Annotated in this window: 9 protein-coding genes, 1 pseudogene and 1 riboswitch; of the genes and pseudogenes, 1 reads left to right on the forward strand and 9 read right to left on the reverse strand. The window is 41.9% G+C overall.

Annotated features, from left to right (window positions below):
- Window positions 1–149: 149 nt before the first annotated feature.
- The 4 genes from abc-f to JOC77_RS14995 all read right to left on the reverse strand — a co-directional run bounded on the left by abc-f (window position 150) and on the right by JOC77_RS14995 (window position 6385).
- On the reverse strand, window positions 150–2060 hold the full coding sequence (gene abc-f / locus JOC77_RS14985) for a ribosomal protection-like ABC-F family protein (RefSeq protein ID WP_204544561.1): 1911 nt from the start codon (window positions 2058–2060) through the stop codon (window positions 150–152).
- Between the two features lie 156 nt (window positions 2061–2216).
- Window positions 2217–2342 carry an RAxF-45 family protein gene (locus JOC77_RS21740; RefSeq protein WP_338047231.1) on the reverse strand — a complete coding sequence of 42 codons (126 nt, stop codon included), beginning with the start codon at window positions 2340–2342 and terminating at the stop codon, window positions 2217–2219.
- A 474-nt stretch (window positions 2343–2816) separates the two neighbouring features.
- Window positions 2817–4535: an assimilatory sulfite reductase (NADPH) hemoprotein subunit gene (gene cysI, locus JOC77_RS14990; protein ID WP_204544567.1), complete on the reverse strand. Its 1719-nt coding sequence runs from the start codon at window positions 4533–4535 to the stop codon at window positions 2817–2819.
- A 26-nt stretch (window positions 4536–4561) separates the two neighbouring features.
- Complete coding sequence (locus JOC77_RS14995; RefSeq protein ID WP_204544571.1) at window positions 4562–6385, reverse strand: assimilatory sulfite reductase (NADPH) flavoprotein subunit; 1824 nt, start codon at window positions 6383–6385, stop codon at window positions 4562–4564.
- Window positions 6386–6624: 239 nt separating this feature from the next.
- Between JOC77_RS14995 and JOC77_RS15000 the strand changes: the two genes are divergently transcribed.
- Window positions 6625–7527 carry a LysR family transcriptional regulator gene (locus tag JOC77_RS15000; protein ID WP_204544573.1) on the forward strand — a complete coding sequence of 301 codons (903 nt, stop codon included), beginning with the start codon at window positions 6625–6627 and terminating at the stop codon, window positions 7525–7527.
- Between the two features lie 345 nt (window positions 7528–7872).
- Here JOC77_RS15000 and JOC77_RS15005 read toward each other — a convergent pair whose 3' ends face one another.
- The 5 genes and pseudogenes from JOC77_RS15005 to ribE all read right to left on the reverse strand — a co-directional run bounded on the left by JOC77_RS15005 (window position 7873) and on the right by ribE (window position 12501).
- The gene (locus JOC77_RS15005) at window positions 7873–9120 is read right to left on the reverse strand and encodes a DUF445 domain-containing protein (RefSeq protein ID WP_204544575.1); all 1248 of its coding nucleotides are present in this window, start codon (window positions 9118–9120) and stop codon (window positions 7873–7875) included.
- 106 nt (window positions 9121–9226) lie between these two features.
- Window positions 9227–10288: a DUF3900 domain-containing protein gene (locus tag JOC77_RS15010; RefSeq protein ID WP_204544576.1), complete on the reverse strand. Its 1062-nt coding sequence runs from the start codon at window positions 10286–10288 to the stop codon at window positions 9227–9229.
- A gap of 232 nt (window positions 10289–10520) precedes the next feature.
- The gene (gene ribH, locus JOC77_RS15015) at window positions 10521–10988 is read right to left on the reverse strand and encodes a 6,7-dimethyl-8-ribityllumazine synthase (protein WP_204544577.1); all 468 of its coding nucleotides are present in this window, start codon (window positions 10986–10988) and stop codon (window positions 10521–10523) included.
- A gap of 261 nt (window positions 10989–11249) precedes the next feature.
- Window positions 11250–11846 (reverse strand): annotated as a pseudogene (ribB, locus tag JOC77_RS15020) (3,4-dihydroxy-2-butanone-4-phosphate synthase); the annotation flags it as partial.
- A gap of 13 nt (window positions 11847–11859) precedes the next feature.
- Window positions 11860–12501 carry a riboflavin synthase gene (gene ribE, locus JOC77_RS15025; RefSeq protein ID WP_204544579.1) on the reverse strand — a complete coding sequence of 214 codons (642 nt, stop codon included), beginning with the start codon at window positions 12499–12501 and terminating at the stop codon, window positions 11860–11862.
- A 145-nt stretch (window positions 12502–12646) separates the two neighbouring features.
- Window positions 12647–12779, reverse strand: a riboswitch (FMN riboswitch).
- Between the last annotated feature and the right edge of the window lie 102 nt (window positions 12780–12881).

Here is a 12881-nt window from a genome sequence, read left to right on the forward strand (position 1 = left end):
GCTTTAAATCTTACCATCTGCCTATAAGGTAGTAAAGGGAATGTTCTGTAAAATTAAAAAGATTAAATTATATGAAAATTCAGACGTAAAATCAAGTCTTTTTTAATTACAATTTTAAAACATTTTCAGCATCCACACTTAGTAAAGATTCAATCAGTGTTCTCGAGGAATTCTTCAAGTTTTTCATATAATAAAGTTTGTTCTTGCTCTAGCTTCGTTTGTTCCTCATACAGCTCATTAAGGAGCTGCAAATCGGTTTCGCCCTGCATCTTCGCGTTTATTTCAGACAATTTTTTATCGAGAAGGTTAATCCTTTCTTCTACCTTCTCAGCACTATATTCCGGCTTATTACTCAACTCATTCTGTTTTGTTCTCTTTTCACTTTTGACTACCTTTATTTCTTTCGGCTTTTGTTCTTGTTTCTGGATCAGTTTCTTTTTTTGTTCATCAAGTTTTACTTTAGCCCAATTATAATTACCGGTAAAAGTATACAGATACCCATCATCAAGCCAGCATGTTTTTGGGAATAGATTATTTAATAAATAGCGGTCATGTGAAACGGCTAGAATGGTTCCATTAAATTCTTCTAAAGCTTCTTCTAATACCTCACGGGAATCGATGTCCAAATGGTTTGTTGGTTCGTCTAGAATTAATAAGTTTATATCCTGATGCATAAGCTGTGCAAGCTTCAGCCTCATCCTTTCTCCTCCGCTGAGCTGGCCAACCTTCCGAAATACTGCAGGACCATAAAATAAGAAGCGGGCAAGGATATGGCGGGCTTCCCCCTCAGTTATGCTGATTTCTTCCCGAAAGGCTTCAATTACTGTTTGACTGGAGTTCTGAATATATAAGTGCTGTGATAGATAACCGATCTTCACGCTGCTTCCTATCTGGATTTGTCCTTGGTCTACTTCTACTTCCTGCTGAATAATTTTGAGCAGAGTCGATTTGCCTGAACCGTTTTTTCCTACAATGGCAATTCGCTCCTGGAATCGCAAATGAAAGTTAATCTCCTGAAATAACACTTTCTGCCCGAAACTTTTGCTGGCATTTTTAATAAGGATAACATCTTTGCCGCTTCTTTCACCTGACTCCAGCTGAAGTCCCATCTTTTTGCGTTCCAGGATCGGCCGCTTTAATTTTTCCATTCTTTCCAGGGCCCTCTCCATGTTCCGCGCACGTTTATGCAGGCCTTCATTCGGGGGATTTGCCCGATTCGCCCATTCTCTTAGCCTTTTTATAGCTTCCTTCATCTTTTTTATTTTTTTTTGCTGTTCCTGATAAGCCTGAAATTCCTCAAGCAGCCGCGCTTCTTTTTCAGTAACAAATCCTGAGTAGTTTGAATGGTATATTGTTGCCACTCCATCCTCTATGTCTATAATTTTTGTAGCTGCTTCATCCAAAAAGAAGCGGTCATGAGAGATGAGTACAACAGTACCCTCATACTCCTTCAGAAATTGCTCCAGCCATTCAACTGCAGCTATATCAAGATGGTTTGTTGGTTCATCAAGCAGAAGCAAATCTGGTGATGTCAACAGCAGGAGTCCAAGGCATACCTTGGTCTGTTCTCCGCCGCTCAACATCTCGAATGCCGCTCCCATTAATGGATTTAACTGTAATCCATTTGCGATTCTAGATATTTTCGCCTCCACTTCATACCCGCCAAGCAGACTGAACCGCTCCTGTAGAGTTCCATATTCCTCTAAAATACTTTCAATCCGATCTCCTTCTAGGGCCATCCGGGTTTCCAGCGCCTGCATTCTTACTCCTATCTCCATAGTTTCTGAAAATGCCGAACGGAGAACGTCTTCTACACGAAAATTCTTCTCAAATGTAGGAATCTGAGCAAGATAACCAACCTTTAACCCTTTCTTTAAGGAAATAACTCCTTCATCTGGAGCTTCTTTTCCAGCTAGTAATTTCATAACCGTAGTTTTACCGCTTCCGTTTCTGCCAACAAGGGCTGCCCGGTCCCCTTCATGAATTTCAAACGACAATTCTTCAAAAACTCTGTTGCCGCCATACATCTTTCCAGCCTGCTGTATACTGCAAACAATCATTTCTATATCCTCATTTCATCTATTTTAAATTGGATTTTAGACAGAAAAAAGCCCATAGAAAGATATATTCCTTCCATGGGCTTTTACAAATAAAAAGAGGCCAAAAAAGCCTCTTTCCATTCCATATATTAAGCGGAGAAGAGATATCTTTACATTTTATTGGGATATGCAATTTCGAAAAAAGGGCAGACTACCCCCTTGGAAAATTGCTTCATGAAAAATTGCCCGGCAAATATAAATAAAATTTAAAAATTGCGCGCGCAGCCCAATAAAACGATTCATCTCTTCACCTCCTTATGTATTTTCTAAATTATATGATAATTATATATGTTCTGTGTAGAAAGAACAACATAATTACTATTATTAACCATTTCAGATTGAATTATGAAATGAAAAAGAGCGCAGATATCAATCTGCACCCTTTTTCATTCCTTTAATAAAGGAATGGCATACTTACTATACACTTGGGGCCGAATCGATCTTAAGTATATCGATTATTGACCAGCGTGCCTTTGGTACGCTCAGTATATCGTAACTGCCTTACATTGCCTAATACTCGATTTGAAGTCGCTGCTAAACGATTCATCGGCTATCAGTCCCTTCTCTTTTTGTATCGGCTTTGCCTTATTTATTTACCCTGCATTAGGAAAGGTAAACCTCACATTCCTTTTTTAAAAATTATTAGTTTTTATATGCCGACTCTAGCTTAGAAAGAGAAAAGACAGGAACATAATTCCTGTCTCAGAATACTCTTCATTAATCATGAAAGTTCATACCATCTGTCGTTGCTTTAATAATGCCGGCACGGATGACATAGTCACCAAAGTGTTCACCTTCCAGACGTTCCTTCGCATAACGCGGAAGAAGCACACGAAGCTCGTTAAGAATTTCTTCCTCACCAATGTTTTCGCGGTAGATTTTACTTAGGCGGCTCCCGTCAAAAGCTGCACCCAAATACATATTGTACTTTCCAACTGCTTTTCCGATAAAACCGATTTCACCTAACGCATGGCGCGCACAGCCGTTCGGGCATCCGGTCATGCGGATGGTAATTTCTTCGTTACGCAGTCCATTTTCATCCACAATAGTTTCGATTTTATCAATTAAAACCGGTAAATATCGTTCTGCTTCGGCCATCGCAAGGCCGCATGTCGGCAGTGCGACACAGGCCATTGAACTGCGGCGGAGTGCTGAAAAATGCCTGCCGTCCGTAAGGCCGTATAGTTCTAGTAATTCGTTGATTTTTCTCTTTTTCATGCTTGTTACATTGCCAATAATCAGGTTTTGATTAGCCGTCAAACGGAAATCCCCTTTATGGATTTTAGCAATTTCACGCAAGCCCGTCATCAGCTTATAATCTTCAAAATCGGCTACGCGCCCGCCTTCTACAAACAATGTAAAATGCCATTTCCCCTGAATGCCCTGCACCCAGCCGTAGCGGTCACCATTATGGTCGAACACATAAGGCTTAGCTTCACCCAGGCTCCAGCCCAGGCGGTTCTCAAGTTCATTTACAACTGTTTGCAGCCCTAGGCGGTCAACCGTATACTTGAAACGGGCGTATTTACGCACAGAACGATTTCCATAGTCACGCTGAATCGTAATAATTTTTTCGGCTACCTCAAGAACCTGGTCCGGAGTACAGAAGCCGATTACTTTCGCTACCTGCGGATAGGTCGCCTTGTCACCATGGGACATACCCATTCCACCGCCGATTGCCACATTGAATCCGATCAGCTTATTGTCTTCGATAATTGCAATCAAGCCAAGATCCTGGGAGAAAACATCCACATCGTTGGAAGGCGGTACAGCGATTCCAATCTTGAATTTACGCGGCAAATAAAGCGGTCCGTACATTGGTTCTATTTCTTCCACTTCAGGAGTTCCGGCTACCTTTTCTTCGTCCAGCCAAATCTCATGATAAGCTCTTGTACGTGGCAATAAATAATCACTTAAGCGTTTGGACCATTCATAAACCTCAGAATGAATTTCAGATTGATAAGGATTGGATGTACACATTACATTTCGATTTACATCACCGCACGCTGCTATGGTATCCAAAAGGGATGCATGAATTTCCTGGATTGTTTTTTTCATATTCCATTTTAAAATACCATGCATCTGAAACGTCTCGCGTGTGGTCAGCTTTAAGGTGCCATTGCCATATTTTTGAGCGAGCTCGTCCATGACCAGCCATTGATGGGGCTGTGCCACACCGCCTGGCATCCGGACGCGCAGCATGAACTGATAAGCAGGCTCAAGCTTTTGCTTTTGGCGTTCATTGCGAAGATCCCGGTCATCCTGCAAATAGCTGCCATGATGCTTCATAAGGCGGTTGTCATCATCAGGAATGCCGGCACTGATTCGGTCCAGCATGACCTCCTTCAGAGTGCCGCGCAAATATTTGCTTCGTTCTTTAATTTCTTCAACATCACTCGGCGGGCCGTCAGGTGCTCTTAATATTTGATTCACCATGTTGTAAAACTCCTTTCAATCTTAAATCAATATACATCACGCTGAAAGCGTTTATTTTGCTGCATGCCGGCTAAATATTCCGCCGCCTGTTCACGGCTCATGCTTCCTTCTTTTTCAATAATTTCCAGCAAAGTGTTATGGACGTCATGGGCCATATTTTTCTCATCGCCGCAAATATACAGGACCGCACCATCCTGCAGCCATGCGAACAATTCCTTGCTTTGTTCCAGCATACGGTGCTGAACATATACTTTTTCATCCGTATCGCGAGAAAACGCAACATCCATCTTCGTCAGCACGCCCTCTTTCAGCCACTTCTGCCACTCAGTCTGATAAAGGAAATCCGTTACAAAATGCTGGTCGCCGAAGAACAGCCAAGACTTTCCTGACGCGCCCGTTTCTTCCCGTTCCTGCATAAAGGCACGGAATGGAGCAATGCCTGTTCCCGGTCCTACCATAATAATCGGAGTTTGCGGATTTTCAGGCAGCTTGAAATTCTGGTTTTTCTGAATGTAAACCGGGATCGTGTCGCCCGGCTGCAGCCGCTCTGCACATTGGATGGAACAAACACCCTTTCTTTCCCGCCAAAACGAATCGTAACGTACCGCTCCGATGGTCAAATGAACTTCATCCGGATTGGCGGATAAACTGCTCGCGATGGAATACAGTCGGGACGGCATTTTGCGCAAAATAGAGATAAACTCCTGTGCAGAAGCATTCCACGGACCAAAATCCCGCAGCAGGTCAAGCAAATCACGGCCGTTAAGATAGACTTTTAAAGCTTCTCCATTCCCAGGTGCTGTAAGCTCACTCAGCTGTTCATTCGCTGAAAGCTGTGCTGCCTGTTCCAAAAGAGGTTTAGTTAAGGTTGTGATTTCAAAGTGAGATAGCAGCGCTTCTCTTAATGGACGAACGTCTCCCTGTTTATTAACTTTCACGTTCTCTGCTGCATCCCATTTCATTTCAGACAGCAGCTGGTCTACAAGGGCCGGATCATTATCCGGATAAATGCCAAGGCTGTCACCCGGTTCAAAGCTTAAACCAGACCCTTCAAGCGATAATTCAAGGTGGCGCGTTTCTTTATTTGAGCCGCGGCCGTTTAAATTTAAGTTTTCAAGTACTTCTGCTTTAAACGGATTGGTTCTGGAATACGCTGATTCCACTGCTGCAGGCGCCGCTGCAGACTCAGGAGCTGCATTATTGGTTTCCTGTCCTTCACTTAAGCCGCTAATGACCCCTTCTATCCATTCTGCTGCCTGCTCATCATAGTCTAGGTCACAGTCAACTCTTGTAAACAAGCGTGTACCTCCGAGTTCTTCCAGGCGTGCATCAAATTCCTTTCCGGTTTGGCAGAAAAACTCATACGAGCTGTCTCCAAGAGATAACACAGAGAAACGAAGATCATCAAGCTTAGGTGCTCTTCTGCCATGAAGGAACTCATGGAATGACAGCGCATTGTCAGGCGGGTCGCCTTCTCCATGTGTACTTACCAGGATAAGGAGGTTTTGGACTTTCTTTAAATTATTGGGCTTAAAATCGTTCATGGACGATACTGTTACCTTAAAACCTCGTCCTTCAAGTGTCTTGCCAGCTTTCGCCGCAAGTCCCTGGGCATTCCCTGTCTGTGATCCATATAAAATGGTCACTTCTCTCGGTGTCAGCTGTCCACTGGTTGCAGCTGGAACCTCCGCTGCCTGTTCGACTGCTGTTCCTAAAGCATTCGCTGTCTGAGAAGCAGCCAGATAACCGCTCAGCCAAACTTTCTGTGATTCTGTTAAAGTCGGCAGAAGGCGGTTAAGGAGTTCTGCCTGCTCCTGATTAAACGGACTGTTCATTACCTGAAGTTGCAACGATATCCACCTCACAAAGGAATTTAATCATATGTACGACATAAGACTTTTTTGTAATTGTTTCATAGATTGAGATTCAAAGAAGATATTTCTATTTTCCCTATAAATTAAGTCGGGTTTAAATCATTTATAAAATAAAAAAAGTTTATAATTATCACTTTACCGAAAGACTCAGCATTAGTAAAATAAATAAAAATAATAATAGCTATTAAGATTACTAATAATAGGGAGGGATCCATTTGTATTATGATGAGTTAAAAACATTTGTTACTCTAGCTGAGGTGAAAAATTTTACCAAAACAGCCGAAATCCTCCTCATGTCACAACCCAGTGTCAGTCTCCATATTAAAAACCTGGAAAAAGAATTTCAAACTAAATTATTTCAACGCTCTCCTAAATTCCTAAAGATTACCCCATCCGGGGAGATTTTATATGACCGCGCTAAACAAATGATTACGATTTACGAACAGACCCGGCAGGATATTTTAGAACATATTAATTCTGTTAAAGGAGAACTAAAGATAGGTGCAAGTTTTACAATTGGAGAATATATATTGCCCGCTTTACTTTATGACCTGCAGCAGGATTATCCAGAGCTTGACCTTCAAGTGATTATTGGAAATACAGAAGAAATTGTACAATCTGTTCGTTCATATGAAGTAGATATAGGTTTAATAGAAGGACAGACGAATGATAAGGAGCTTTCCGTACAGGCTTTTATGCAGGATGAGCTTTTTATCGTTTCTTCTAACAGCCATGCTCTCGCAGGCCGGGGGGAAGTCGAAATTGCTGATCTTCAGAACCAAGCATGGATTACCAGGGAAGTCGGCTCAGGGACCCGAGAATATCTTAACCATGTCATTCGCTCAAACGGCCTAAAAGTTAAATCCATGCTCACCATAAGCAGCAACCAAGGAATAAAAGAAGCTGTGATCCATGGAATGGGCCTGTCACTTCTGTCCCGCAGTGTCATCCAGCGAGACGTAGAGCATCATAACCTTTCTATCATCTCTTTAAAAAAACAGTCCTTTACTCGAACGCTTTCCTGCATTTACTCCCCTATTATGCAGGATAAAAAGAACGTAAAGACATTTATCCAGGCATTAGACAAAAAATGGCCTGATAAAAAGGAACAGGGTTAACGGCCGTCTAAGTGATAAAAAAAAGCGAAAGCATGTTAGATTCACATGCTTCCGCTCACTATAGAGCTAGACTTCCTTTACCTTTAAAATGAACAGACCGCTGCCCGCATAGAATAAGGACGCCAGGTGAAATAGGACGCTGATAGAAAAGAAGTCTAAAATGATTCCACTGGCAAAAACAGCTGAGGCCGAAAAAATCGAGGTCCAAAAATGATATCTCCCTATAACTCTCCCTCTTTGGCTGCCATCACTCAGGTCGGCCACCATGCCCTTTTTTGCTGTTGCTCTCTGAACCTGGCAGACATGAAAAAAGAACGGGCTGATGAAGTCCGTTCTTCGTATGAACTAGAGGAAGAGCTTAAAGACCGTAATACCTATCCCAATGATAAATCCGCATACGGCACCATTCACTCTTATCCATTGAAGATCTTTTCCTATATTGTTTTCCATCATTTCGATTAGTGTTTCGTTATCCAGCTTGTCTAAATTTTCTTTAACAAGCTTTCCGATTTTCGCATGATTGTCTTCCACAATTCTTGCAATCTGATTCTGGACCACATCTTCTATTTTATCCACCTGTTTTTGATTATTCTGCAGGCTGGACAGCATCTGTTCTAGATATGGCATTAAATAGGTATCCATAAGCTTTCTATCCTGAATTTTTTCAAGTGAAAGCTGCTTCAGCTTATGAAGATTTTCATTGATCAGGCCAGCCGGCTCCCATTCAGCAGTCAGCTTTAATTTAAAGTCTTCCATTTCAGCAATCAACTTCTCGTTTTCTGGAATTCCCTGCAATTCTTTACGGATATATAACAGGAGCGCCTGACGGTTTGGATTATCTTCTCTTTTTAAACTATCCACTCCGCCTGCGAGCAGGCTATGGATAATATTGCCGAGCTTTTCTTCACTCATGACGCCTCGGAATGATTTAATCGCAAATTGCAGAAACCCATCAAATTCCATGGAATCTAATGCTTGCAAGGCCACGCTCCCAAGCTGATAGCTGCGATTTTCTTTCTTTAACCATGTTTCAATCATAGCCAGTAACCGATCCAGCAACTTTTCATCATATTTACGGGCGATCGTGTGATCTGAAATGTTCTTTAGAAGGGATGCTAATTGAACGGATGCTAAATATTCCTTCAGCTTCCGTTCTATAAATGGGGTCACCTTCTCAACGTTTACCTGCTTAATCCCATAGATGAGAATAGATTCGATTCCCTTTTTGGCAGCTTCTGTACCCAGCTTTTCCTGGGTCACGGAAAGAACCTTATTAGTAATCGAGATTTGTTTAATCTTCTCCTTTATACTCTCTTTTGTCAGCCAGTTAGTCTCTAGGATATTGACCAGTGCAGTAACCATACGATCTCTGTTCTTGGGCAGCAGTGCCGTATGCGGGATAGGCAGTCCCAGCGGATGCCTGAATAAGGCCGTAACTGCAAACCAGTCGGCCAATCCCCCTACAATTCCAGCCTCAAATCCTCCCTGCAGCAATCTGCCGATCAAAGAATCTTGAAAAGGAATAGTCGCTAAAAATCCAGCACCCATAATGATAAGGGACAAACGGGCTAAATGCCTTGAGCTATTAAACATGTGTTCTACTTCCTTTTTACTAAGAAATGTAAGATAAGAAATGTTTTGGTTTTCACTTCAATTAAAAAAAGTTGTCTATTCTAGAATAACACGATTTAAGATGCGGCTATTGTTTATTGCTAATCTTATTAAGTATAACCTGAATATCATCGGGCTTTACCAGTTCCACCGGGGAGAATCCCTTTTCAAACACAACAGAATCCGCTTCTATTAATAATACGTATTTATTATTAACTTTTGCCAGATGGAGGTTTTCTCCATAATCAGAAAGAAGCCCTTGGACTGATACATGGTCAAGCTTCATTTTCAGTGGAATTTCGGGTGTATGATCGATGATTTGAGCAGCCGCTTCCACAATCTGTTCTGTAGAAAACTTCTCCTGAAGCTCTCTTTTTTCACTTCCCGCCCAAAGTTCCATCGCCTGCTCCATCTGCTGGCGCTCTTCGCTTTCAGGAGCATAGGCCTCATCCATGTGCTCCTGAACGATATTTAGCACCTGTGACTTTACGATTTCAGGCATAGACTCTCCATATTCTACAAACTTTAAAAAATCCTCAAAGTACCGGGCGTGCGAAGATTGATTGATCTTTAATTCCCGCTCTTCAATCATCCCTTCTTCTGGCATGTATGGATATTGAATGGATTTCATATTTTTTGTTGTAATGGCCATTTCTACGTGGCGGATGAGCGTAGATTCATCTGATATAGAGGCTACCTTTGGTTCAAAGTCGCATTTCAAAATGAAAACAAACGGCTCATCAAAGTATTTACGAAGCTTTGCCCTAGCTACCAGGAAGACCCCTCCGCGCACAGCACTCGTATCCACGTAGGATACAGCAAATTTTTCGCTTTGATTCTGAAACTCTTCCTTTGTCTCTGCAAAACGGACACGCGAGAACTGATTGTAGTTGGGGTTAGAAGATAAATCATGGCCTTCCTCCACTATAAAAAACCCTATTTTGGTTGGAACCTCTTCCGACTTCGGATGTCTCTCCGCTTTTCGTTTTACAATTTTAGTAAACTCTCCATCTAAAAAATCCTTTAAAGGGCTGTTCTCATATTCTTCTTCGTTCAATGTTTGAAACAGCTTATAGCGCTTATCCGCGTTTTCTCCTTTACCCTCTACCTGAATTACATAAAAGGACAGATATTGTATGTCAAAATCCATATAAACCACCTAAGTTGTTAATTTTAGAGCTCGGAGATTCGATCATTTTGGCTGCCGAGCAGTTTTTTATAGTAATAATATACCTGGCTGCCTTCTGGCTTAAAAGTAACTTATCACTATTACCTTTTTAATGCTACAGCAAGGTGTACTGAATTGACAATGAAAAATGCAGGCGTCCTGTCCAAATTCAAGGAAATAAAATAACCTGGCAGGATGCCTGCCAGGCAGTAAATCAGTCGATTGAAGAATAAAGATTCGCCATTTCAACTGCTGTAACAGCAGCCTCATATCCTTTATTGCCCGCCTTTGTGCCGGCACGTTCGATCGCCTGCTCGATATTTTCAGTGGTTAAAACACCAAAAATAACGGGAACTCCTGTATCTAAAGAAACGGATGCTACACCTTTAGCCACTTCATTGCAGACATAATCAAAGTGAGGCGTTGCACCACGAATGACTGTCCCGAGCGTAATTACGGCATCATATCCACCTTTAACTGCAAGGCGCTTTGCCACCTGCGGAATTTCAAATGCACCTGGAACCCAGGCTACATCAATATTATCTTCATCTACTCCGTGACGCTTCAGGCCATCAAGCGCACCGCTTAATAATTTTCCTGTTATAAACTCATTAAAACGGCCAACTACAATTCCTACTCGTAAGCCTGTACCAATCACATTACCTTCAAAAACTTTTCCCATTATTATAGCCTCCTATATGCCAGCAAATTCGATTATTATTATTTAAACATTGTTAAATTTGTCTGGTAATTGCAACGTAGGGCACTCGCTTTTTCGCAGGCAATCAGGGAGCCTCCTCAGCGATACACGCCTGTGGGGTCTCCCTTGATCCGCTTTTCTGGGCAGGAGTCCCGAGCCTTCCGTTCCAATCAACAAAGCGCCAAAAATCAACATTGAATTTTAAAATAGCTTTATTTAAAAAGTACTGCTTGCCGCTGATGCTTTTTTCCGATAAGAAATCAAATCAGCGATTGTTATCATCTTTAATCCATGTTCCTCAGCGATTTTAATTAAATCGGGAACTCTTGCCATTGTTCCATCTGCATTCATAATTTCACAAATGACTCCCGCAGGCTTTCCTCCGCTTAATTCAGCTAAGTCTACAGCGGCTTCTGTATGACCGGGCCGTTCCAGCACTCCGCCCTTTTTAGCGATGAGAGGAAATACATGTCCCGGACGCTTAAAATCTTCTGGTTTAGCATGCTCGTCAAGCATTTTCAAAACAGTGTGCGATCTCTCAAACGCGCTGATTCCCGTTGTAGTATCTTTATGATCAATTGAAACAGTAAAAGCCGTTCCATGCTGATCCGTATTCGTCTCTACCATAGGATTCAATCCAAGTTTTTCTGCAAGATCTGCTGTAATAGACGTGCAAATGAGTCCTCTGCCATACATCGCCATGAAATTAATAGCCTCTGGGGAAGCATCTTCAGCTCTTACGATAAAGTCTCCTTCATTCTCACGGTCCTCATCATCAACTACGATCACAATCTTTCCTGCTTTCATATCCTCAATAGCGTCTTCTATCCTGCTGAACAAGTTAAGCACCGCCTCAATAAAATCCATTTTCCTGTAAAAAATCTATACTTAATGAAGATGATTTTTTAACGGATTCGGTTTTTTTCAATATATACTTTGCAAATAAGTCCGTTTCTATGTTGACGATGTCCCCCTTCCCCTTGCTTCCCAAAACGGTTTTTTCATGGGTATGGGGAATAAGGGAAATCGTTATGGTATCATCATTTACCTTAAAAACAGTTAAGCTTGTGCCATCTATCGCAATCGATCCTTTAGGTATGCAATACAGACTTGTATCATCCTGCAGTAAAATGTCATAGTACACTGCATTTGCTTGGTGGACCTTATTAATAATCCGCCCTACACCGTCAACATGGCCTGTAACGAAATGCCCCCCGAACCTGCCGCCTGCTGCAATCGCCCTCTCTAAATTCACCTTTGATCCAGGCTGCAGCAGGTGAAGCGAAGTGGCCTTTACTGTTTCAGGCATCACATCAGCGGTAAAACTCTCAGACGAAAAACTGGTAACGGTTAAACAGACTCCATTAACAGAAATACTGTCTCCAAGCCGCACATCTTCTAAGACAGTCTCAGCATATACTTCAAGCGCACTGCTATTTGCCTGCTTATGCAATAGTTTTACAGTGCCGATTTCTTCAATAATTCCTGTAAACATCTGTCTCCCTCCACTAAAAAAATAAAAACCCTTTAAAACAAGCCTAAAGGGTTGGGGAGAATATGGATAATAAAGGTGCATTGAAATAAGCCTATTGCTTAGTTTACGTAAAACAATAGACTGATTCAAAAATTGACCAGTTCCACATGTCCTTCTCCCATCCAGACTATACTGTCGGCTTTGGAATCACACCAAATCCTGCCTTAAAAGGCTCGCGGGCTCGTAAGCTAAGCTTCATCACCGCCGGCTGGGACTTTCACCCGACCCCGAAGGACAAAATATATGATTTTTCAAACATAGTATCAGTCTCTGACTGTCACTATGAAATAATTGAATTTTAGCATCAGAAAAAAAGAAAAGCAAGAAATGGGTTCCCTGTG

Source organism: Peribacillus deserti (assembly GCF_016909175.1).
In the GTDB taxonomy this organism is placed as follows: Bacteria; Bacillota; Bacilli; order Bacillales; family DSM-1321; genus Paraperibacillus; species Paraperibacillus deserti.

What these genes read in the sequence shown, in the direction of transcription:
- abc-f (WP_204544561.1), bottom strand. Translation starts at nt 2,060, where the DNA reads ATGATTGTTTGCAGTATACAGCAGGCTGGAAAGATGTATGGCGGCAAC.
- JOC77_RS21740 (WP_338047231.1), bottom strand. Translation starts at nt 2,342, where the DNA reads ATGAATCGTTTTATTGGGCTGCGCGCGCAATTTTTAAATTTTATTTAT.
- cysI (WP_204544567.1), bottom strand. Translation starts at nt 4,535, where the DNA reads ATGGTGAATCAAATATTAAGAGCACCTGACGGCCCGCCGAGTGATGTT.
- JOC77_RS15005 (WP_204544575.1), bottom strand. Translation starts at nt 9,120, where the DNA reads ATGTTTAATAGCTCAAGGCATTTAGCCCGTTTGTCCCTTATCATTATG.
- JOC77_RS15010 (WP_204544576.1), bottom strand. Translation starts at nt 10,288, where the DNA reads ATGGATTTTGACATACAATATCTGTCCTTTTATGTAATTCAGGTAGAG.
- ribH (WP_204544577.1), bottom strand. Translation starts at nt 10,988, where the DNA reads ATGGGAAAAGTTTTTGAAGGTAATGTGATTGGTACAGGCTTACGAGTA.
- ribE (WP_204544579.1), bottom strand. Translation starts at nt 12,501, where the DNA reads ATGTTTACAGGAATTATTGAAGAAATCGGCACTGTAAAACTATTGCAT.